This is a genomic window from Serratia liquefaciens ATCC 27592 (assembly GCF_000422085.1).
Lineage (GTDB): Bacteria > Pseudomonadota > Gammaproteobacteria > Enterobacterales > Enterobacteriaceae > Serratia > Serratia liquefaciens.
In genome coordinates this window covers 2,981,928-3,001,224 of record NC_021741.1, presented here as the reverse complement: position 1 = coordinate 3,001,224, position 19,297 = coordinate 2,981,928, and the positions used below count along the sequence as shown (strand labels likewise).

General features: G+C 50.7%; 26 protein-coding genes, 1 pseudogene and 1 riboswitch. Of the genes and pseudogenes, 16 read left to right on the top strand and 11 right to left on the bottom strand.

The annotated features are described in order from the left end of the window. The first annotated feature begins 45 nt into the window (after nt 1–45). A complete protein-coding gene (locus tag M495_RS24675; RefSeq protein WP_144079316.1) occupies nt 46–2,250 on the top strand; it encodes a hypothetical protein in 2,205 nt (734 codons plus the stop codon). A gap of 1 nt (nt 2,251) precedes the next feature. Then, the gene (locus M495_RS14020; RefSeq protein WP_041414661.1) at nt 2,252–3,031 is read left to right on the top strand and encodes a hypothetical protein; all 780 of its coding nucleotides are present in this window, start codon (nt 2,252–2,254) and stop codon (nt 3,029–3,031) included. A gap of 317 nt (nt 3,032–3,348) precedes the next feature. On the opposite strand, the gene M495_RS14015 is transcribed toward M495_RS14020, so the two are convergent. Together M495_RS14015 and M495_RS14010 are read right to left on the bottom strand one after the other, a co-directional pair. Next, entirely contained in the window at nt 3,349–3,573 is a 225-nt protein-coding gene (locus M495_RS14015) for a biofilm development regulator YmgB/AriR family protein (protein WP_020827319.1), read from the bottom strand. Between the two features lie 130 nt (nt 3,574–3,703). Beyond that, on the bottom strand, nt 3,704–3,895 hold the full coding sequence (locus M495_RS14010; protein WP_012145560.1) for a YdfD/YebW family protein: 192 nt from the start codon (nt 3,893–3,895) through the stop codon (nt 3,704–3,706). Nucleotides 3,896–4,123: 228 nt separating this feature from the next. Between M495_RS14010 and lysM the strand changes: the two genes are divergently transcribed. The 4 genes from lysM to M495_RS13995 all read left to right on the top strand — a co-directional run bounded on the left by lysM (nt 4,124) and on the right by M495_RS13995 (nt 7,012). Beyond that, on the top strand, nt 4,124–4,570 hold the full coding sequence (lysM, locus tag M495_RS14005) for a peptidoglycan-binding protein LysM (RefSeq protein ID WP_020827318.1): 447 nt from the start codon (nt 4,124–4,126) through the stop codon (nt 4,568–4,570). Between the two features lie 458 nt (nt 4,571–5,028). Further along, the gene (locus M495_RS25830; protein ID WP_020827317.1) at nt 5,029–5,193 is read left to right on the top strand and encodes a hypothetical protein; all 165 of its coding nucleotides are present in this window, start codon (nt 5,029–5,031) and stop codon (nt 5,191–5,193) included. Nucleotides 5,194–5,289: 96 nt separating this feature from the next. Continuing rightward, on the top strand, nt 5,290–6,231 hold the full coding sequence (locus tag M495_RS14000; protein WP_020827316.1) for a pirin family protein: 942 nt from the start codon (nt 5,290–5,292) through the stop codon (nt 6,229–6,231). Between the two features lie 427 nt (nt 6,232–6,658). Continuing rightward, nucleotides 6,659–7,012 carry a DUF1304 domain-containing protein gene (locus M495_RS13995; RefSeq protein WP_041414659.1) on the top strand — a complete coding sequence of 118 codons (354 nt, stop codon included), beginning with the start codon at nt 6,659–6,661 and terminating at the stop codon, nt 7,010–7,012. Between the two features lie 29 nt (nt 7,013–7,041). Here the strand turns inward: M495_RS13995 and M495_RS13990 are convergent, their stop codons facing one another. After that, nucleotides 7,042–7,428: a helix-turn-helix domain-containing protein gene (locus M495_RS13990; RefSeq protein WP_041414657.1), complete on the bottom strand. Its 387-nt coding sequence runs from the start codon at nt 7,426–7,428 to the stop codon at nt 7,042–7,044. Between the two features lie 457 nt (nt 7,429–7,885). Continuing rightward, the gene (locus M495_RS13980) at nt 7,886–8,098 is read right to left on the bottom strand and encodes a YccJ family protein (RefSeq protein ID WP_012145555.1); all 213 of its coding nucleotides are present in this window, start codon (nt 8,096–8,098) and stop codon (nt 7,886–7,888) included. A gap of 200 nt (nt 8,099–8,298) precedes the next feature. Here M495_RS13980 and M495_RS13975 point away from each other — a divergent pair, with 200 nt between their 5' ends. Then, nucleotides 8,299–8,538: a DUF2766 family protein gene (locus M495_RS13975; protein WP_004945684.1), complete on the top strand. Its 240-nt coding sequence runs from the start codon at nt 8,299–8,301 to the stop codon at nt 8,536–8,538. Nucleotides 8,539–8,580: 42 nt separating this feature from the next. Here M495_RS13975 and M495_RS13970 read toward each other — a convergent pair whose 3' ends face one another. Beyond that, nucleotides 8,581–8,814 carry a YobH family protein gene (locus M495_RS13970; protein WP_020827312.1) on the bottom strand — a complete coding sequence of 78 codons (234 nt, stop codon included), beginning with the start codon at nt 8,812–8,814 and terminating at the stop codon, nt 8,581–8,583. A gap of 163 nt (nt 8,815–8,977) precedes the next feature. Between M495_RS13970 and M495_RS25040 the strand changes: the two genes are divergently transcribed. Beyond that, nucleotides 8,978–9,136: a PhoP/PhoQ regulator MgrB gene (locus tag M495_RS25040; RefSeq protein ID WP_044551945.1), complete on the top strand. Its 159-nt coding sequence runs from the start codon at nt 8,978–8,980 to the stop codon at nt 9,134–9,136. Between the two features lie 99 nt (nt 9,137–9,235). Continuing rightward, nucleotides 9,236–9,508, top strand: a complete 273-nt coding sequence (locus tag M495_RS13965; protein WP_020827311.1) for a YebO family protein — start codon at nt 9,236–9,238, stop codon at nt 9,506–9,508. A 49-nt stretch (nt 9,509–9,557) separates the two neighbouring features. On the opposite strand, the gene fos is transcribed toward M495_RS13965, so the two are convergent. Continuing rightward, a complete protein-coding gene (gene fos, locus M495_RS13960) occupies nt 9,558–9,965 on the bottom strand; it encodes a fosfomycin resistance glutathione transferase (protein WP_020827310.1) in 408 nt (135 codons plus the stop codon). Between the two features lie 169 nt (nt 9,966–10,134). On the opposite strand from fos, the gene M495_RS13955 reads away from it, so the two are divergent. From M495_RS13955 to M495_RS13945, 3 genes are all read left to right on the top strand, one after another. After that, complete coding sequence (locus M495_RS13955) at nt 10,135–10,449, top strand: phage protein NinX family protein (protein ID WP_020827309.1); 315 nt, start codon at nt 10,135–10,137, stop codon at nt 10,447–10,449. A 67-nt stretch (nt 10,450–10,516) separates the two neighbouring features. Continuing rightward, nucleotides 10,517–10,753 (top strand): DUF4060 family protein, encoded by a 237-nt coding sequence (locus M495_RS13950; RefSeq protein ID WP_020827308.1) that lies wholly within the window; start codon nt 10,517–10,519, stop codon nt 10,751–10,753. Between the two features lie 176 nt (nt 10,754–10,929). Beyond that, nucleotides 10,930–12,297, top strand: a complete 1,368-nt coding sequence (locus tag M495_RS13945; protein WP_020827307.1) for an amino acid permease — start codon at nt 10,930–10,932, stop codon at nt 12,295–12,297. Nucleotides 12,298–12,335: 38 nt separating this feature from the next. On the opposite strand, the gene M495_RS13940 is transcribed toward M495_RS13945, so the two are convergent. Beyond that, nucleotides 12,336–12,626 (bottom strand): hypothetical protein, encoded by a 291-nt coding sequence (locus M495_RS13940; protein ID WP_020827306.1) that lies wholly within the window; start codon nt 12,624–12,626, stop codon nt 12,336–12,338. A 222-nt stretch (nt 12,627–12,848) separates the two neighbouring features. Here M495_RS13940 and M495_RS13935 point away from each other — a divergent pair, with 222 nt between their 5' ends. The 3 genes from M495_RS13935 to cspE all read left to right on the top strand — a co-directional run bounded on the left by M495_RS13935 (nt 12,849) and on the right by cspE (nt 15,094). Then, the gene (locus M495_RS13935) at nt 12,849–13,847 is read left to right on the top strand and encodes an MBL fold metallo-hydrolase (RefSeq protein WP_020827305.1); all 999 of its coding nucleotides are present in this window, start codon (nt 12,849–12,851) and stop codon (nt 13,845–13,847) included. 879 nt (nt 13,848–14,726) lie between these two features. Then, a complete protein-coding gene (locus tag M495_RS25035; RefSeq protein WP_071593021.1) occupies nt 14,727–14,843 on the top strand; it encodes a DUF2627 domain-containing protein in 117 nt (38 codons plus the stop codon). A 41-nt stretch (nt 14,844–14,884) separates the two neighbouring features. Further along, the gene (gene cspE, locus M495_RS13930) at nt 14,885–15,094 is read left to right on the top strand and encodes a transcription antiterminator/RNA stability regulator CspE (RefSeq protein WP_002221949.1); all 210 of its coding nucleotides are present in this window, start codon (nt 14,885–14,887) and stop codon (nt 15,092–15,094) included. A 52-nt stretch (nt 15,095–15,146) separates the two neighbouring features. On the opposite strand, the pseudogene pgeF reads toward cspE, so the two are convergent. After that, nucleotides 15,147–15,864: pseudogene (pgeF, locus tag M495_RS13925) on the bottom strand (peptidoglycan editing factor PgeF). A 142-nt stretch (nt 15,865–16,006) separates the two neighbouring features. On the opposite strand from pgeF, the gene rlmA reads away from it, so the two are divergent. Next, a complete protein-coding gene (rlmA, locus tag M495_RS13920) occupies nt 16,007–16,828 on the top strand; it encodes a 23S rRNA (guanine(745)-N(1))-methyltransferase (RefSeq protein WP_020827303.1) in 822 nt (273 codons plus the stop codon). A gap of 113 nt (nt 16,829–16,941) precedes the next feature. Here rlmA and mntP read toward each other — a convergent pair whose 3' ends face one another. The 3 genes from mntP to M495_RS13905 all read right to left on the bottom strand — a co-directional run bounded on the left by mntP (nt 16,942) and on the right by M495_RS13905 (nt 19,283). Beyond that, nucleotides 16,942–17,511, bottom strand: coding sequence for a manganese efflux pump MntP (gene mntP / locus M495_RS13915; protein WP_041414651.1), 570 nt, complete (start codon nt 17,509–17,511; stop codon nt 16,942–16,944). 11 nt (nt 17,512–17,522) lie between these two features. Further along, a riboswitch (yybP-ykoY riboswitch) is annotated at nt 17,523–17,706 on the bottom strand. A 221-nt stretch (nt 17,707–17,927) separates the two neighbouring features. Continuing rightward, entirely contained in the window at nt 17,928–18,386 is a 459-nt protein-coding gene (locus M495_RS13910; protein ID WP_020827301.1) for a DUF986 family protein, read from the bottom strand. A 54-nt stretch (nt 18,387–18,440) separates the two neighbouring features. Further along, nucleotides 18,441–19,283 (bottom strand): PTS mannose transporter subunit IID, encoded by an 843-nt coding sequence (locus M495_RS13905; protein WP_012145539.1) that lies wholly within the window; start codon nt 19,281–19,283, stop codon nt 18,441–18,443. Between the last annotated feature and the right edge of the window lie 14 nt (nt 19,284–19,297).

The window sequence follows — 19,297 nt, the reverse complement described above, 5'->3', positions numbered from 1 at the left end:
CAACAAGGCGCAAAAGCGCCTTTTTTATTTTGGATAAATCAAAATATGTCAGCATCAGAAACCGCAAGCGCCAAAAAATATGCCTCCATGGCTGAGGTTGCTGCCGCAGAAGCCAAGGGTTTCGCGGAGTATACAAAGCAAGCCGAGGATTTTTCAGAACAGGCAAAATCGAGTGCTGAAGAAGCTGCACAATCAGCCTTGTCTGCCAACGAGAATAAGAATGCTTCAGTAGAGTCAGCAGCAAATGCTGCCAGCTCTGAATTAGCGGCTGGATTATCAGCCAGTAGTGCAGCAGAATCAGCGCATAACGCCAGCATTGCCTCTAATGTGTATCCATCTGTTGATGCAGCTCAGGCAGCCATAACAGCCGGTACAATTCCGCTGGATGCACTGTTCAATGTCACAGGATCTACAAACATTGATTTTGTAGACCAGTATAAAAACGAAGCTGGAGTTGCCACTTACACTGGTAAAAGCTACCCGTCAACAGAAGCAATAAATGATGCAGTTAATCAAGTAACCGGATTGGTTAAAAGCAATACTGCAAAAGTTGATTTTGCGGTTGTTAATGAAAAAGGACAGCCATCTGTAGATATTACTGATGGCGAGTTAACCACCTCGGCATTTAGAGTCATGCGGCTCGATGACGGTGTCCTAAGCGTTTCTGATAAATTTGGTAGAAGCGTTGAGGTTGCAAGAAAGAGCGATGTGCCAGTATTGCAAAATGGTAATATTTCTACGCAAGCAGTAGCAATAGAATCTCAAACCGTACCAGGAGACGATGGTGTTTTTTATGCAGACAAGTATGGTCGCTGCAAGGAGATATCAACACCATCAGACCCAGGTCAGGAAAATTGGATTTCTACGACATCACAAGAAATGGAAGTTGTTGGTGCTCAAAGCAGATCTTTCGTTAACTCTAGATCGGTAAACGTAATTTCCTTTTTGGCTGAGTTGATTCACGTAATTCTTTATGGGCAATCGCTTCAAAATGGCACTGAGGGATGGCCAGCAATCAGTATTACGCAACCATTCGATAACAAAATGTTTGGTGATTCTGTGATGCCAGCCTCACCGACCGCCGCAACATTTACCCCGCGTGGCGGCTCAACTTTAAATCCTCTCATTGCAACGTGTTGCGATGCTTCAGGGGCAACGCTAACAGCATCGCAAGTATCATCATTAGCTCCGGGTACTATCGCTTATGGTGAAACTCCTGGGGAGTCTGCTTTAAATTCATTGCGCCGGAGGTATCTTGATTACGTTATAAAAAGCTCTGATCCAAGTAAGATTTTCATTGCTAGTGCGGCAGGCGTTGGTGGTAGGAACGTTGCTCAGCTTAGCAAAGGTGCATCACCTAATATATATCAACGATATATTGATGCTGAGTCAGGCGTTAGCTCTATAGCATCTTCGGCAGGGAATTCTTACCAGGTGGGGGCATTTATTTACATTCAGGGAGAAAACGATTACCCATTCAATACTAAGAGTGTTTTTAAGGCTAGTACCGAGTCACTATTTGAAGATATGCAGTCAGATAGAATTACTATTCCAGGAGATGACCGCCTGTCTGGTATTTTCATGGTTCAAACTGGAGCTTCTTTTACTGTCGATACGCATGACATGGCAATAGGCATGGCACAAATTGAAATGGCTAATGAATTGGACCATGTATTCCTAGTTGGAGGTTATTACCCATATACCGACAAGAATGGACATTTAGACTCAAATGGTTATAGGTGGTTAGGTGAGAAAATTGCTGAAATAATGTTTAGAGTAATATTCCTTAGACAGGATTTCAAACCACTCCAGGCGTTAACTTCCGTGTATAGAGGTACTGATGTACTTATAGCCATGCATGTTCCCGAACCTCCCCTGAGGATAGCTGATCCATACGTTATAAATACTGCAACAAATTATTCTGATTATGGATTTACTGCAATTGACAGAATTTCAGGGACAGATACCGTAATTAGCATAAATTCAGTTAGGTTAGTTGGCCTTTCTACTGTGCACATTGAATTGTCAAGGGAGCCTGTTGGTGACTTGATTATCAGATACGCTGATAAAACATATCACAATGGTAATGGGATGGTATGTGACTCCAGCAATGGGTTAAGCCTTAATGATTATGAATATCTTCCAGGGTCTGGGATGTATGCTAGCGCAAATATTCCAGATCTAGTTGGCAAAAAATATGACCTAAGAAATTGGTCAGTTGCATATCAAATTAACTCAACAGAGGCTTAAAATGGCTTTATTGCTAGTAGATCAAAACGCCACTATCGTAGATAGTGACTTTATTATCTCGCCTGTGATGAATGGCCTGATGGGTCACAATATCCTTGGAGGAACACTAGCTCAATCAAAAAAAAATGGATTGAGAGGTGCGGGCGATCTATCTGTCGTCGGAAGTCCGACAATTAGCAGTAATTATGTGTCATTTACCGGCACTACCGCGTATATGCAGTCTGCTTTAATGCAGCAACCACAGCATACTCTTATCTGTGTGGCTAGGTCGTCATCTACTTTTGCAGATGCCGCACACCAGCCTATGTTCATTTCGACATTTAGCGGGCAGAACGTGGATTACCCGGTGTATTCCACACAAGGGCTATCGATGTATGTTGCTAACTCAGGATTCCCAGCGCCAAAAGGCAAGCTTACTGCAATTTCAGGTGCTTACCCAACAGCAACACCAGCCAATGCTACTGCAAAGACGCAGCAGATAGATCAGGTTGATTTTTCATCATTTAGATTGTTTATTTTAGATCAATCAACGACCGGGATAACTATCAACGACATCACTGGCGCGACTGCTAATATAGAGGCCCCGTATACAGCTGGCACTGCTTCAGCCAGATCAACTAGACCGTTTGCCATTGGTGGTCCAGCAAATCCTGTATCGTATACTGGCGTGTGCGACATTGCATATTGGGCGATTTACAACAGAACCTTAACATCGACAGAAAAGTCATCGATTATTACCTGGTTAAGAGCGTACTACTCAAGTGTTGGAATTAACATTTAACAGAATACATCATTACAGATGAACTAGGTTAGTTAACTATGGGATTTGGATGTGGGCATTATGTCACTCCGGGGATGGTCATGAAGTAATGGTAGATAGGGTGGGACAAACTTGGGGTAAGGTTGTTTTAGGGTGATAGGCATGTAAGTGGTAAAAAGAGTAATACGTCCACCCTCATGTCCACTAAATGGATTTTATGGGGCAAGTCAATATTCATAGTATTGATATATAACAATAATTACAATAATGCGCTCTTCCTGTGTCGGGATAAAACGGTAATCAGGCAGAGCGAAAGCTCTGCCTTTTTTATTGGGTTGTTAACCTTTGGGGGCTTGCCCCATCACTTCGATGGCGGAACGCAATGTAGCAAAGCGTTGCTGATTGGTTTCATGTTCAATCTCGTTAACCAAATGGGCCAGAATATTATTGCCGGAAACTTTTTTGTTGAGATTGATCAGTTGAATGACCGCGCCGCCGACCACCAGGCTGACGTCGCGTAACAGGGCTTCGTAGTGTTCGTTTGAGAAGGTAGAAACGGGCATCGCGCCATCTCCATATCGTTCGGGTGAGGCAATTTAGCAAAATAGTGGCATAAAGCATCGTCGGCATACCGGCTTTCCGGTGAATTCAGAAATTCCTCAGAGGAAAGTAGTATAAAAGTCTTTTGGCGATTTACATCGGCGCATATTCGTTGGCGGGTAGCCAAAAGCCATCGATAAAATCTTCAAACGGGAAGCAGCCGGCGTGGCGCAGGTTTTGTTCTTTCATACTGATCAGGCACTGGCGTTCGTCACGCAGCACGTCAACCACGATATCGGCGCAGCCGCCGTCCAGATAACAGACAAACATCACCAAGGCGTACATCGCTTCTTATATCCTTCCTCCTAATCCTTCCATGCTCTTATTGTAGGTAATTTCAGCGATTGTTTCATGTCAGGTGCTGCACAAAAGGACAGATTGGCAATGAAAGTTGGCACTTTCGGATTACTCTAACCGCTTAATACTGTTGGACCAATTGAATATCCCTCTTGCGGTGCTAAGCTTAATAAGTCTTAAGTCAATGCAACATGCTAACCATCGAAAGGAGTGAATATGGGTTTGTTTAACTTCGTCAAAGAAGCGGGCGAGAAACTGTGGGACACAGTGACCGGCAATGCGACAGCCGAAGATCAAAGCGCCAAACTGAAGGACCATCTCAATAAAACCGGCTTGCCGGGTATCGATAAGGTTGATGTGCAGGTGGTTGACGGTAAAGCCGTAGTAACCGGGGATGCGGTCAGTCAGGAGCTGAAAGAGAAGATCCTGGTGGCCATCGGTAACGTGGCAGGTATCAGCGGCGTGGAAGACAAAGTAGCGGTTGAACAAGCCGCCGCGGAAAGCCGTTTCTATACCGTGAAGAAGGGCGACACCCTGAGTGCGGTCTCGAAAGAAGTGTATGGCAACGCAAATCTGTATAACAAGATTTTCGAAGCGAACAAGCCAATGCTGTCCAGCCCGGACAAAATCTATCCGGGGCAGGTGCTGCGTATTCCGCAGTAACACCCACAGCAGCACGACACTGCCTGGCCCGATCTGTTATCGGGCTTTTTTTATGTTTACTTGCATAAGTTAGCCTAATTATTTTATTGTCTTAATAAGACTTTTGAATGCATCGTAATCTTGGTCATCTCAGTTCTGGGGGAGTGTTGACCCTGGTGAGGAAAGTTGATAGCGTCTTGCCACTCTTGAGGTCTGAGTGGCATTGGGCGCGGAATCTGACAAACCCGCAATGGCGGGCTTTTATCAATCACCCTTCACAAAAACGTTAACGCGTGATGAGTTAAGATAGATTCTGTGAAACAACAACGTAATACCTCACAAGATAAAAACTACCGTGAAACTTTGGGAGACGTGCAATTCGCTGTCATTGTGCTGGCGATAGCGTCCTGTTCCCTGATCATTTTTACGCTTTCAGTCACGCTATGGCTGACGTGATGTCGTTCAATACAGGAGATAAAATGGAGCACAATCTCCACGATGAAACCAAGCTGTTGGCCGTTATCGGTTTACTGGTTTCCGTGTTGTTAGTGGTATCGATTCTTTTTGGTGTGACTTACTTTTCCGATCTCAAGCATGCGCGCGATGAGGTCGACATCAAAGGCTGCTATATAAAGGCGTCGTAGCCTTCTGCCTCCCGGGTTGCGTTCTGGTCGCTTGCTCATGATAAGCTGGCGTCCAGCTACTCACTCAACCCGTGTGTCGTTCTGGAGGCGTTAATCATGAGCAATTCCCGCCCAACCTATTCATCCTCTTCCCGTGATTGTCCTGTGGTTGACGGCATCCGTCAGATCCAACGTATTGCCGTACGTAACGCCGAAGTTGGTGGTATCCCGATAAGCCGTGCCTTGCCCACCCGTGAACGGCGTACGCTGGGCGCATGGTGCTTTCTCGACCATGCAGGCCCGTCGGTATTCAGCGGTTCCTCGCAGGGGATGGACGTTGGCCCACATCCGCATATCGGTCTGCAAACCTTTACCTGGATGATTGAAGGGGAAGTTCTGCACCGGGATAGCCTGGGCAGCGAACAGGTGATACGGCCCGGACAGGTCAATCTGATGACCGCAGGACGCGGTATAGCGCATACCGAACAGTCCACCGGTGAGCAACGGCGTCTGCATGCTGCACAATTGTGGATTGCCTTGCCCGCAGAACATGCCGATACGGCGCCGCGCTTCGATCATTATCCCGACTTGCCGTGCTGGCTGCACGACGAAGTGAAGCATACTTTGCTGGTAGGGGAGTTCGAACAATATCGTTCACCGGTGTCGACTTTTTCACCGTTAATCGCCATGGATTTGGAATGGCAGGCTGATGGTTATTTGCAATTACCTCTGCGAAAAGAATTTGAAATAGGTTTATTGCCCCTTATTGGTGCATTTGAGGTTAATGATGAAAAATTTTCACCTGATGAATTCGCCTATTTAGGTATAAATCTTAACCGTATCGAGTTACATGCCAAGAAAGGAAGTCGTGCATTATTAATCGGTGGCTTGCCATTAACCGAAGAGATTCTCATTTGGTGGAATTTTGTCGGCCACAGCAAACAAGAGATTAGCCGTGCGCAGCGTGATTGGGAGCAGGGGAATTCACGTTTTCCCGATGTCGTCGGCTATTGCGGTCCGCGCATGACCGCGCCACGCCTGCCCTGGAGCGATGATTGATACCTTCGTGCTATAACAACGGGATATTTTTATTCATTTCGCTCTATTAACGTTAAATTAATGTGATCGAAATTCCATGTTTTCGCATCGATATAGTTTATCTGGTAAATAGTGATCTTGCGCAAATAAATGGTCGGAGCAGTGGATTAAGATAACTTTCAAGAAGTGATGTTATCTACCGCTAGTCAGAAGCCTGTGAGGTTAATATGAGCCAAGTACTCTATCGTGCAAGATTATCCCATGTTGTTATTGCAACGGCGGCGTTCTGGATCTCTATCGCAGCCATGCTGGTTGTTGTTCTGAGCTAACTCTGAATGATTATGCAATAAACCCGCTACGGCGGGTTTTTTTATGTCGATATATTCGCAATATTCTCAGTGAGGTTATACTTATAAAACCCAACATCTGATTAACCTTGCTAATAACAATGATAATTCTTTCTAATATAGTGGTGTTGCTTATTGCAGCGATCCATTTGTATATCCTGATCCTGGAAATGTTCCTATGGCAGAAGCCTACCGGCAGGCGAGTGTTCGCCACCACCGCGGAGTTTGCTGCCGCCACGCGGGTGCTGGCGGCCAATCAAGGGTTATACAACGGTTTTCTGGCGGCGGGATTAGCCTGGGGCGTCTGGCGTGAGGAGCCGGCGGTGCAACTGTTCTTTCTTGGGTGTGTGCTGGTGGCGGGCGTGTTTGGTGGGCTGACCGTGAGCCGCAAGATTCTCCGTGTACAGGCGCTGCCCGCGCTGGTCGCTATTTTAGTGGTGCTGTGGGCACATTAGCCCGCCGTTAGCGGCGGCGGGAAAGAGAGTCAGGCGGTTTTTTGATGAATGACGTGCAGCGGCGGGGCGATATGCAGGTCGACGCTTAAATCCTGACGGAAATCATAAGGCGTGATGTTGAAGCGCTTTCTGAACATATAAGTGAAATGCGACTGCGAGCCAAAACCGAAATCCAGAGCGATGTCGAAGATGGAGGCGTCACTGGTGCGCAACTGGTAAACCGCCCCGGCCAACCTGCGTTCGCGAATATACTTACCCAGCGAAATCCCGGTCGCTTCTTTGAACAGCTTCTGCATGTGCCACAGGGAGTAGCCGGAATATTCGGCCAGCTCTTCAAGATGGATCACTCTTCCAAGGTGAGTTTCGACCCATTTACTGAGGGCGCAGACTAATGAGAGGTGGTGTTCTTGTATCATCAGTGCGTCTGTGTGAGATCTACATAGCGCTGAAGTATACACAACTTGCCGCCCTGGACAAAAAGACCGCCGTCACCCAGGCGAAATTATTCGGAAAAACCATCGTCAGGCAGCTTGTCAGGCGGAAGGAAAACCGGCTAATCTGAGGTTGCCCGCTACCGCTGATATCGCAGTGGTTCTGGTCGCAAAAAATAACCGCCAAAGCAGAGTCAGCCGTGACAATTCAGCGTTGAAGGGGTGATCGCATGTTAATGACAGTGATTATTACTCTGGTTGTGATTGTGGGCGTTGCCGCTTTTATGGTGACGCCGGTGATGAGAATGAATAATGCGGAAGGTGTGGGAGGTGAAGAGCCGTGATTTCAGGGAACAACATGACCCCAAGTCGGGGTTGACCGAAAACCGAAAAAGCCTGGGCGCAGCAGTGACCCGGGCTTTTTATTGCTGAGTTGCGTGGATTAGACGTTTTTTCGCTCTACGGTTTCTTCGCCCCAGTACAGCTGGTCGGCACTGGTTTTGGCGAAAGCCATTTGCAACGCTTCGTCGCTGCCTTCCTCCCAGATTTTTTGTGCCAGAACCTCATCGTTTTTTGCCAGCTCAAAAATTGCCTCCGCGATCTCGACCGAGGTTTCACGTACGGTTGCCCAGGATTTCACATTGTGGTTTGCCATAACTTTCTCCTGTTGGGGTGTGGCTGAAGGATGCGCCTGTAAGCGCGTCGCTTAAACCTTAAGTATAGGCCAATACGGCCAGGCATTTTGGCACCCGATGCGCAATAACGTTGAAATTCAGCGGCAAACGGCCTGGGGGCGGCAAAGCGCCAGGTGACATGCTATTCTGTGCGGCGACTGAATCAAGAAGGAAAGTAATTATGTCAGACATGCTGAGCAACGATCAGGAATTGGCCTCCGACCTGGTTGCCTGCCAACTGGTGATCAAACAGATTCTGGATGTTATCGACGTTATCGCGCCGACCGAGGTGCGTGACAAGATGGCAAGCCAGCTGAAAAGCATCGATTTCTCCACTCATCCTGCCGGTGCCGATCCCGTGACCCGCAGGGCGATCGAAAAAGCGATTGCGCTGATTGAGATGAAGTTTACCCGCAACTGATGGGGGAAACCGCCGCCTGGCGACGGTTTCGGGCGGTGGTGATCAATCCACCACCGTTTCGACTTTTTTGAACAGCGGACAGTCGGCCACGCCAATGACGCCGTTGTCCCCGTGCAGATACTGAGCAATCACCACATTGCGTGCGGTCATATATTTACACTGCAACCCCAGGCCAGCCACGTTCTTGTTGCTGCCGACCAATACGCCGTATCCCGAAAACAAAAATACGCCATACACCACTGCCAGTAGCAGTAACCCCTTAATCAGCTTACTCATTATAACTCCCGTTTATTTATCGTCGTTGCGATATAGCCACGCGCCGACGCAGGCTGCAACGGTAACAATCTGAAAAGTCATCGTCAAAACGGTTTCTAAACGACAGGTTAAACTTCGTTTAAGTTAGCTGTGGTAGCATGACGAACAGATTATCAAGATAACAATGAGGCTGCTAAATTTGTTGCGAAAAAAAGTCCTCGTGATAGTGGCGTTCCTTGCGGCCTGTCTGTTTTTTTACCTGCTGGCGCTGGATAGCTACTGCGATGAGGGAGGCTCCTTTGCGTTGGGGGTGTGTTCCGTTACTCGTTTCATTCCCTGGTGAGATGCGCAGCGGTGCATAACAATTTACTATCAAGATGTTCGTGCCCGCACCCGGAGTGTTAAGATGTGCGCCTGTTTTTAGCAGTAGATAGGGTTGTCCATGTACGATTTAGGTTTTGGTTCGAATAGCCTGCTTTCGCTGGCCCTCGCGGCGCTGGCGCTGTTGGTGGGATTATGGGTCTGGTTCCTGGTGAATCGTGCCAGTGTGCGTGCCAATGAACAGGTCCGTCTGCTGCAGGAAATTGCCGAGCAGCAGCGTCAGCAGACTGCATTATTGAAAAGCCTGGCGCAAAGCGCGCGTGGCGATAGCGTAATCGACGATGACGATCTCAGCCCGGCGCTGGATTTCAAAGGTTTTATCCCCGAGCGTTAATCAAACTTTCTGCCGGGTGGCGTGCCCAAGTTTGCGCCACCCGCATCGCTTAGAAAAACTCCATTCCCTGATAGGGCGCTGCGCGGCACGCCGCCAACCGACTGGCCAGGTCGCCGCCGTGAATTTCCAATTGGTGTCCGTCCGGGTCAAGAAAGTACAGCGATTCCCCCTCGCTACGGTTAGTTTTCCACTCATCAACCCCAGCCTGGCGCAGCCGCGAAGCAACCTTGGCGAAATCTGCCGGTGCCACGCTGAACGCGTAATGGGTGTAATCCTTCGCTGAATTTACGGCTCGCGCGTCGTCCCATGACAAACACAGCCACAGCTCCCCCAGAGACAGGTAGGCGCCAGTTTGCCAGCGAGCATGTGGGACAAAACCCAACAGGTTGCTATAAAAATCGAAGCTGCGGTTGACGTCGCGGACTGCAAGCGTCAGATGGTTGAGGCCAGTTAACATGCCGGTATTCCTGCGCAACAAAACAGGGAAAAAGTGTAATCAGCGCCCAGGAAAAGATAAAGCCGAAAAAACATTAGTGGAGATAATGTGGAAAGCCCTCGCGTTGTCATAAATCTGTCGTATTGGCATCGTAATGTAGCGCCAACTCTACGAAAGATGGATAAAGCCGATGATTAAATGGTATGAAGAAAGCGACGCCGAGGTGAACCGCAGCATTGCGCTGATCACCGGAGAAAATCCGGACAAATGGTATCCCTACGGCGGTGTGAAAGGTAAAGACTATTGCAAGAATCCCTCCGATGCCTGGCCGATTATCTGTGCCAATAAAATCAGCCTGAATGCCGACAGCCAGGGCGACAACCCGCAGTGGCAGGCGCGTATGATCACTCAACGCGGCGAATGGCAGGCGGACAGCAGCAGCCCGCTGCGTGCGGCAATGATCTGCTTCCTGCTGAGTCAGCAAACCAACGAAATGGTCCGTTGAAACACCAGAATTACTGATGATTTTTCCCTTTTTATGACAACAGAACTGTCTCTGGCGGAGCCTGTTTATGAAGCGCATTATTAAAGGTGATAAAAACTTGTCTCATCTGGTGATTGCCCATGCGGCAATCGATCGTCATGCCGAAAGCTTTGGTCAGCGCCGACAGGGCTGGCCGTCAACCTACCTGATAAAATATCAAAACGATCGCGTGGCGGTAGAGGTGGTAACACGCCGCCAGTCCTACGTCGCCACGCTGATGATTGGTGCCCGCAACCTGACCAAACTTTGCGGTCTGTCCAGCTAAAAACCTGCCCTTACTGCCGTTAATTCCAGCATAAAATAGCGCCTTGGCCGACGTCGCCGGGGTGCTACTCCTTGATGCTCACGGGGTTAAGTGTTAAAAAGCCGCCCGCAGATACATTTATTGAATGGCGAAATCTTGTGCAATAGCGCCAGGTTCCCACGCCATATGAGGATAAGATGGGCGGTCAGCAGCAGGATACCCCGCTAAAACGCGGTTTAAAAAACAGACACATACAACTTATCGCCCTGGGCGGCGCTATTGGCACCGGCCTGTTTCTCGGCATTGCGCAGACCATTAAAATGGCCGGCCCATCGGTATTGCTGGGCTATGCCATAGGCGGATTTATTGCCTTCCTGATCATGCGCCAACTGGGGGAGATGGTGGTCGAGGAGCCGGTTGCCGGGTCGTTCAGCCACTTCGCATATAAATATTGGGGCGATTTCGCCGGTTTTCTTTCCGGCTGGAACTACTGGGCGATGTTCATTTTGGTCGGCATGGCCGAACTGACCGCCGTCGGTATTTATATTCAGTACTGGTGGCCGGACATCCCAACCTGGGTTTCCGCTGCGGTATTTTTTGTCCTGATTAATTTGATCAACCTGGTTAATGTCCGACTGTATGGCGAGACCGAGTTTTGGTTTGCCATCATCAAGGTGGTGGCGATCGTCGGTATGATCCTGTTTGGTGCCTGGCTGTTGGCCAGCGGCAACGGCGGTCCGCAAGCCAGCCTCAACAACCTGTGGGAGCAGGGGGGCTTTATGCCGCACGGCATCAGCGGGCTGGTGATGGCGATGGCGGTGATCATGTTCTCGTTCGGCGGCCTGGAGATGGTCGGTATTACCGCGGCCGAAGCCGCCGATCCGCGCCGCAGCATCCCCAAGGCCACCAATCAGGTGGTGTACCGCATCCTGATTTTTTATATCGGTTCGCTAACGGTCCTGCTGTCGCTTTATCCGTGGGACAAAGTGGTGGAAGGCGGTAGCCCGTTTGTGATGATTTTCCATGCGTTGGACAGCAGCCTGGTGGCGACCCTGCTTAACGTGGTGGTCCTGACGGCGGCGCTGTCGGTGTACAACAGCGGCGTCTATGCCAACAGCCGCATGCTGTTCGGCCTGGCTACGCAGGGCAATGCGCCCAAGGCGTTGACGCGGGTGAACAAGCGCGGCGTGCCGGTGCTGTCGATTGCGCTGTCGGCGCTGGTGACCTCTGTCGGTGTACTGATCAACTATGTGATGCCCGGCAAGGCGTTTGAATTGCTGATGGCGCTGGTGGTGTCCACGCTGGTGATCAACTGGGTGATGATTTGCCTGGCGCATTTACGCTTCCGCGCGGCGAAAAACCGTCAGGGCGTGATCCCGAGCTTCAAGGCGTTGTGGTACCCGTTTGGCAACTATTTGTGCCTGGTGTTCCTCAGTCTAATCCTGGTCATCATGTATTTCAGCGAGGGGATCCGTATCTCGGTGTTGCTGATGCCGGTGTGGATCTTGCTGTTATGGGTAGGGTTCAGGCTGACGCGCCGCAAGGGCGCTAACGTTCGGCGTTAAGGTTTAACGGAGGCGCGTTTTGCGCCTCCCATTTTCATTTAGCCGCGTGGCATAAAGGCATTGCCCGGTGCGGAGCGGCCCAACCCCAACAGCTTCCTGCACAGCAGGAATACCGTGGTGATGACATCGATAGCGACCACGCTAAGCATCAATACGGCCAGCATGAAAAAACTCACCATCGCGCCAAACAACAGCACCAGGGGTGCCGGCACGCGTACGCGGCGCAGTTTCATCGCGACATACATTTTCCAATACTGCATCTGTGCCAGCATCGCGCTACGGATACGGCCCATGCGAACACGTGATTTGCGTGATGTAGAACGGCTCATAACTTCTCCTTTTCTGAATGTCCTATAAGTAAAACACAAGGATCTTAAGAGATGCTTAACAGGCTCTAGGCGGCCCTGGCATTCTCACAGGGATTGTGACACCACAATGGGCGAAAAGGTCCCCCCTGAGGTGAGCACAGTTCACAAAGCGCACCAATCGTCTATTTTGTTATGTTATCGAAACTGCCCGTGCAGGGTGTCCGCAGTGGTCGGGAGAGCAACTTGAAGATAACCAATCGTTACTATGATGCCGGCAAAGCGCACCATACGCCGCAAGGGTTTCGTAACCCGGAGCCTACTCTGCGCCGGGAAGGGGATTTGAAGCGCTGGCAGGATGAGCGCAAGCAGCAGGGCCTGCCCAAGCCACCGCAAATGGGGTACCAACAGTTTACCCAACGCTGGTGGCAGCAGGCAGACCTCAGCGGCAGCGACAACGGTATCTGGTGGTTGGGGCATGCCTCAATGCTGCTGCGTCTTGAAGGGCGTTACATTCTGATTGACCCGGTGTTGTCGCAGCGAGCATCGCCGTTGAGTTTTTATGGCCCAAAGCGCAAGACCCCAACGCCGCTGACGGTGCAGCAATTACCGACGGTGGACGTGGTATTGATCTCGCATAACCATTATGACCATCTCGATCGGCGCACCATCAGGCAGTTGGCGCGTCGTTTTCCGCACGCGACCTTTATCGTCCCATTGGGGCTGAAAAGTTGGTTCCGGCGCTATCGCCTGCAGCGGGTCGAGGAACTGGACTGGTGGGATAGCCTGCAGTTGGGTGACCTGACGTTTCACAGTACGCCGGCGCGCCACTGGAGTATGCGCACCCTGTGGGACCGCAATCGCTCTTTATGGTGCGGTTGGGTGATTCATCATCCGGCACTTCGATTCTATTTTTCGGGCGACAGCGGCTATTCGGAGCGGCTGGCGGACATTGGCGCGCGTTTAGGGCCCTTCGACGTGGCGGCGTTGCCGATAGGCGCTTATGCACCACGTTGGTTCATGCAGGAACAACATATGGATCCGCAACAGTCGGTGACGCTGTATCAGCAATTAAATGCGCCGCAGGTCATTCCAATCCATTGGGGGGTTTTTGAATTAGCCGATGAGTCATTGGATGAGCCGCCGCAGCAATTAAAACTGGCGTTGAGTTCGGCCGGGATAGAGCAACACCGGTTCCGTCCAATTAAAATTGGTGAGCGCATTCTGCTTGAACCTAACTCTTAAGCGTTAATTCGTGGCAAGCGGGGCTGGCGTCGCCCCCGTAGCCGTCCGCAAGCCAGTCCCACCGCAGGTTGTAGCGATGTGGGCAGCTTGCCAGACGGCAATATCCACATCCTGGCCTAACCGGTTGACTTGAATAGGGTAGGCGCGTGACAAAAGATAAAATAAATACGTCAACTCGCAATTGCTCTTGATCGCATAAATACCCGTTCAGTTTTTAAGATTTAATTTCGCTATAGGTTCGCACTGACCTCAAGGTTATTGGCGTTATTTAACGGCGTTACGGAGGATGTATTTCTCTGTGGATGCACGACCACGGTGCGTAAATTCTGATTTTGCATGCTTATGCACCCAAAAGTGGCACGCTATTTGATTTTCATGGTAGGGCGTGGGTTGCATGAATTATGGTCAGTTGGCGAGCGTGGCAATAACTTACCCTGGTATTATTGTGCTGTCACAAGCGGAGGGATTGCCGAAGAGTGGGCTATGCCAGCGTTGAGCCGTCCGGATGGCAACCCAATGGTCGGATCAGACGGTCTCCAATACGCCCGTTCATCGATATTCAAATGTCGTATAAGAAATTCCATAAAGATTCAAATTTTTTAACGTTCTAAGCGTCTGGCTGGGGTTATATGTTGCAACATTCATGAGTCAATCGGATGAAAGAATTGTTAAAATTCAGTCAGGATGCGGAGTGTAGCGCGGTGTAAGTGTTAAGCAGAAAATAGCTAAGGCTTCAACATCTTTTAGCCTATTTAAGCTTATATTGCTCTCGACCGTTTCAAATATGTGCGACAGCTCCATCAGTGATTAAAAATGGCTTGCCATCGAATACAGAGTATGTGATAACGCATCTGGGTAAAACGAGGTACAGTTCTGTATATGTGTGGCATTTTCAGTAAAGAAGTTCTGAGTAAAAACGTTAGCGTTGAATACCGCTTCTCTGCCGATCCTTATCTTAGTGCCTCAAGCAGTAACGACTCTAGTTTGTCTATGTAACGCCTACGGGCGGTTTAAACAATCCAAAGGAAATACTCAAGATGGCAAAGATCAAAGGTCAAGTTAAGTGGTTCAACGAATCTAAAGGTTTCGGTTTCATCACTCCAGCTGACGGCAGCAAAGACGTGTTCGTACACTTCTCTGCAATCCAGGGTAACGGCTTCAAAACCCTGGCTGAAGGCCAGAACGTTGAGTTCGAAATCCAAGATGGCCAGAAAGGCCCATCTGCAGTAAACGTTACTGCAATCTAATCAGCGTCAGCTGTACAAAAAACCCGCCTTGGTGCGGGTTTTTTCGTTTCTGTTATTCGCCGGTGATAATAATGGCCGCGTACTGATTGCGTCCGGTGATGCCCGGGTGGGTGGGATCCTGTTCGCGACGGTGACTGTTGCGCCGATAGCTGGTGTATTTAAAGCGCTGTGGCTGGAGCGGGTCGGTATTTGGCGTGCAGATAGTGCAGCTGCCGGCACGGTCAACGGCGGCGAACCCCAGCTCGCGAAGTTTGGATTCGGCGATTGCGGCCAGATCCAGGTGACGATAGTGGGGGCTGATTAAGCTGGCGGGCAGCGGCAACTGCTGTTTGAACCGTTCGACCAGCTCTTCGTTCACCTCATAACAGCATGGGCCGGCCGCAGGGCCGATGGATGCGACCCAGTTGGTGGTTGAGTCATCTTGTGCGATACGCGCCGCCAGTTGCTCCAGAACGCCATCCAGCAGCCCACGCCAGCCGGCATGCACGGCTGCAATGGCCGAGCCGTCATGGCGGCTGAAAATCACCGGCAGGCAGTCTGCCGTTAACACGCTGAGCAGAATGCCCGGTTGGCTGGTATAGAACCCATCGGCCTCACCACACGCCTGTGCTGCCTGCGTTACGTCGACAATGCGCGTGCCGTGTACCTGTTTTTTTTTCCGGCAAGGTGGCGCGATAGGGCTGCAGATGCCCAGGCAGCAACGCGCTCTTGTTGCCGAAACCGTGTCGAATAGCGGGAACGCGGTTGAGAAGCGGGGAATAGTCGGTCATAAACGTCTTTACCTGCGTCAGAAAACTTAGCGTCAGTGTAGTCAGTTTTTTTCCTGCTTGGCTAGCCCCCATGGGATGCGCCTTGCATCACACAGAAGCCTTCTTTAGACTAGCCGCGCCGTATCTCTCTGGAACCCAAGCCATGTCTTATCAGTGCCCTCTGTGCCATCAGCCGCTTCATTTTTCCTCACCGCAATGGCGTTGCGACGCTAACCATCAGTTTGACTGCGCCAAAGAGGGCTACGTCAACCTGCTGCCGGTACAGCACAAGCGTTCGAAGCAACCCGGCGACAGTACGGAAATGATGCAGGCGCGGCGCGCGTTCCTGGATGGCGGTTTTTATCGGCCTTTGCAGCAGCGGGTAGCCGAGCTGTTGGATGAGGCGCTGGCACCCGACGCACAGGCGCTGCTGGATATCGGCTGCGGCGAGGGGTACTACACGGCGGAAGTGGCTGCCCAATTGACGCAACAACGCAATATGACCCTGTATGGGCTGGATGTCGCCAAGGTGGCAATCCGCTATGCGGCCAAGCGTTATCCTGCGGTGTCATTCTGCGTAGCGTCGAGCCATCGTCTGCCGTTCGCCGACGCCTCTTTAGACGCCATTCTGCGTATTTATGCGCCCTGCAAGGCGGAAGAACTGGCCCGGGTGGTGAAACCCGGTGGCGTCGTGGTGACGGTATCGCCTGGTCCACGCCATCTGTATCAGTTAAAAGAGCAGGTTTATCAGCAGGTGCAACTGCATGCTGAACAGAATGAGCAGTTCGCAGGCTTTGACTGTGAGCGGGTCGAATCGCTGGCCTACCCGATGACGCTGCCGGGCGAGCAGGCGGCCAATCTGCTGCAGATGACGCCTTTTGCCTGGCGGGCCTCTCTGGAGGTCCAGCAGCGCCTGAGCGCCAGTGAGACCTTTCCTTGCGAAACAGATTTCGTTATTGCGCTCTATCGCCGCCGGCATGCTTAATACCGCCCGACAGAGTGGTTCAGCTTTGCTGCGGGCGGCGATGACCGTACCGACTAAGAGGGGCAGAAACAAAAAAACCTGCCGTTGGCAGGTTTTCTTTGGGTGCTGTCGGTTCAGGCGAGGTAGCCCAAATGCTCCAGCAGAATATTGACGCCGATGGCGATCAGCACCACGCCGCCAAGGATCTCGGCACGTTTACCGAGTAATGGCCCAATAAAGCGGCCAATCATCATGCCCAGCGTCGCCATAATCATGGTGGCCATGCCGATCGCCATGGCGGTGTGCACAATGTTCACCTGTAGGAAGGCCAGGCCAACGCCGATAGCCATAGCATCCAGACTGGTGGCGATAGCCGTGGCCACCAGCAGCCAGAATCCGTGACGCTTCACTTTCTCTTCTTCTTCAGGGCGGTTTCTGACGCCTTCGACAATCATGCGCATACCGAGAATAAACAGCAGCGAGAAGGCGACCCAGTGATCCCACTCCATGATGTATTGACTGGCGAACAGGCCGATGCCCCAACCGATAATCGGCGTAATGGCTTCAACCACGCCGAAGATGAGTCCGGTGCGTAGCGCTTCACGAAAACGGGGCTGATGCAGGCTGGCACCTTTGCCGATCGATGCGGCAAACGCATCCATAGACATGCCAAAAGCGAGAATGAGAGTAGCTGACAAGTTCATGTAAAATAGCCTCGGCCGGGTGGCTCCATATACACGTAACCCACCCCCAACCATACGACGGAGTTACGTGTCTATGGTCTCGCCAACCTTACCTGGCTGCCCGCACCACGTTTTAATGATTAAAACGAGTATGTTGATACGGGCGTCTCTGGCGTTTAATTGTCCAGAAACCGGCTACTCCCCAATGACGGCGCAACCATACCATATTATTTCCGTTGGCAACAACCCTTATTCCCCATGGATATTTATTTGGAATTGATAATTATTTTCATTAATGAAATATGCAAGACGGAATATAATGTAGGCGAGTGCAATAATGTTGCATAAATAATAATCAGGTAGCCTTATGCGCTGGTGATTAATTATCCACATTCAGCGCATGGCGAGAACAGAGGTTCTGTTAAGGTTATTTTTAGTTACTGATTTTCAACAAAAAAGTGATATATTTTTTCCAGGTCGTCTAATTGCGTGACCTGAATCAGCAGTCTGCGCCGCTCCAGATCGATGACCAGAATGCCATCCTCGGATAAATTCATGGCCTTAATGCGGTTATATTCGATAAACGCATTGGCATAAAAGAAACCCTGCGCTTTAAACAACATCTTGGGCCAGCGAATATAGGATATGTAGACGGCGATCAGTGCTAAAGAAATAAGCAGATAGGTGGTTAATGCAGCACCCTGTGTCGTGACATTACGATAAATCAGAATGGCAATCAGACCGACAAAGATCAGACAATCAATCCGGTTACGTCGTTTTAGCTGTACTTTGAGCAGCGTTTTGCCCTTCAGCAGGTTCATCCCGAATTCGTCGTAAATCGCATACACCAGCATCAGCGCGGTGAAAATCAGTAATACGCCATCGGTCAGCGACATCTTTCAACTCCACAAATAAAAAAACCGGGGGTTTCCCCCCGGCTGATAATCGTCTTACAGGCCCAGCAGGCCAACCCAGTAACCAAAGATACCGATGGCGAAGAAGCCGATGATAATCCACAGCGCATTCACTTTCCTGCGCAGCAGCCACATACAGCCAAAGGTCAGCAGTAACGGCACCAGGCCCGGCATCAACTGGTCGAGGATAGTCTGCACCGTGGTCACCGTGGTATGCCCGGTCTGGTCGGTGATTTTAGACACCACCAACGGGATATTCACGTGCGTCCACTTGTTAACCAATGCCCCCATGACAAACAGGCCGAGAATCGACGCTCCTTCCGTCAGTTTTTGCAGGAAGCCGCCGCCCATGTCGTTAACGATATCCACCCCTTTGCGATAGCCGTAGGCCACGCCGTAATAGCGGGTCAACAGGCGCACCAGGTTGAACAGGACGAAGAATAAAATCGGACCCAGCAGGCTGCCGCTCATGGCGATACCGGCACCAAGCGCGGCGAATACCGGACGAACGGTCCCCCAGAAAATCGGGTCGCCTACGCCGGCCAGAGGCCCCATCAAGCCGACCTTGATGCCGTTGATTGCCGCATCGTCGATCGGCGCGCCGTTAGCGCGTTGCTCTTCCATTGCCATGGTCACGCCAAGTACCGGCGCCGCCACGTAAGGGTGGGTGTTGAAGAACTCCAGATGGCGTTTAATCGCTTGTTTGCGATCGTCGTTATTTTCCGGGTACAGGCGACGGATCACCGGCACCATGGAGAAGCAAAAACCCAGCGCCTGCATACGTTCGAAGTTCCATGAACCCTGGAACAGGTTCGAACGCATAAACACACCGCGAATATCGGCTGGCGTGAGTTTCTTTTGAGCTGTTGTATCAACCATTTCTCTCACCTATT

Bases quoted from the DNA above. Each gene is read 5' to 3' on its own strand.
- lysM (WP_020827318.1), top strand. From the start codon at position 4,124: ATGGGTTTGTTTAACTTCGTCAAAGAAGCGGGCGAGAAACTGTGGGAC.
- fos (WP_020827310.1), bottom strand. From the start codon at position 9,965: ATGTTAACTGGCCTCAACCATCTGACGCTTGCAGTCCGCGACGTCAAC.
- M495_RS14020 (WP_041414661.1), top strand. From the start codon at position 2,252: ATGGCTTTATTGCTAGTAGATCAAAACGCCACTATCGTAGATAGTGAC.
- M495_RS14010 (WP_012145560.1), bottom strand. From the start codon at position 3,895: ATGTACGCCTTGGTGATGTTTGTCTGTTATCTGGACGGCGGCTGCGCC.
- M495_RS13910 (WP_020827301.1), bottom strand. From the start codon at position 18,386: ATGTCGCTGACCGATGGCGTATTACTGATTTTCACCGCGCTGATGCTG.
- M495_RS25830 (WP_020827317.1), top strand. From the start codon at position 5,029: ATGGAGCACAATCTCCACGATGAAACCAAGCTGTTGGCCGTTATCGGT.
- M495_RS13905 (WP_012145539.1), bottom strand. From the start codon at position 19,283: ATGGTTGATACAACAGCTCAAAAGAAACTCACGCCAGCCGATATTCGC.
- M495_RS25035 (WP_071593021.1), top strand. From the start codon at position 14,727: ATGTGTGGCATTTTCAGTAAAGAAGTTCTGAGTAAAAACGTTAGCGTT.
- M495_RS13980 (WP_012145555.1), bottom strand. From the start codon at position 8,098: ATGGCAAACCACAATGTGAAATCCTGGGCAACCGTACGTGAAACCTCG.
- M495_RS13955 (WP_020827309.1), top strand. From the start codon at position 10,135: ATGATTAAATGGTATGAAGAAAGCGACGCCGAGGTGAACCGCAGCATT.
- M495_RS13965 (WP_020827311.1), top strand. From the start codon at position 9,236: ATGTACGATTTAGGTTTTGGTTCGAATAGCCTGCTTTCGCTGGCCCTC.
- M495_RS25040 (WP_044551945.1), top strand. From the start codon at position 8,978: ATGAGGCTGCTAAATTTGTTGCGAAAAAAAGTCCTCGTGATAGTGGCG.
- M495_RS24675 (WP_144079316.1), top strand. From the start codon at position 46: ATGTCAGCATCAGAAACCGCAAGCGCCAAAAAATATGCCTCCATGGCT.
- M495_RS14000 (WP_020827316.1), top strand. From the start codon at position 5,290: ATGAGCAATTCCCGCCCAACCTATTCATCCTCTTCCCGTGATTGTCCT.
- M495_RS13950 (WP_020827308.1), top strand. From the start codon at position 10,517: ATGAAGCGCATTATTAAAGGTGATAAAAACTTGTCTCATCTGGTGATT.
- M495_RS13970 (WP_020827312.1), bottom strand. From the start codon at position 8,814: ATGAGTAAGCTGATTAAGGGGTTACTGCTACTGGCAGTGGTGTATGGC.
- cspE (WP_002221949.1), top strand. From the start codon at position 14,885: ATGGCAAAGATCAAAGGTCAAGTTAAGTGGTTCAACGAATCTAAAGGT.
- mntP (WP_041414651.1), bottom strand. From the start codon at position 17,511: ATGAACTTGTCAGCTACTCTCATTCTCGCTTTTGGCATGTCTATGGAT.
- rlmA (WP_020827303.1), top strand. From the start codon at position 16,007: ATGTCTTATCAGTGCCCTCTGTGCCATCAGCCGCTTCATTTTTCCTCA.
- M495_RS13990 (WP_041414657.1), bottom strand. From the start codon at position 7,428: ATGATACAAGAACACCACCTCTCATTAGTCTGCGCCCTCAGTAAATGG.
- M495_RS13940 (WP_020827306.1), bottom strand. From the start codon at position 12,626: ATGAGCCGTTCTACATCACGCAAATCACGTGTTCGCATGGGCCGTATC.
- M495_RS13995 (WP_041414659.1), top strand. From the start codon at position 6,659: ATGATAATTCTTTCTAATATAGTGGTGTTGCTTATTGCAGCGATCCAT.
- M495_RS13975 (WP_004945684.1), top strand. From the start codon at position 8,299: ATGTCAGACATGCTGAGCAACGATCAGGAATTGGCCTCCGACCTGGTT.
- M495_RS14015 (WP_020827319.1), bottom strand. From the start codon at position 3,573: ATGCCCGTTTCTACCTTCTCAAACGAACACTACGAAGCCCTGTTACGC.
- M495_RS13945 (WP_020827307.1), top strand. From the start codon at position 10,930: ATGGGCGGTCAGCAGCAGGATACCCCGCTAAAACGCGGTTTAAAAAAC.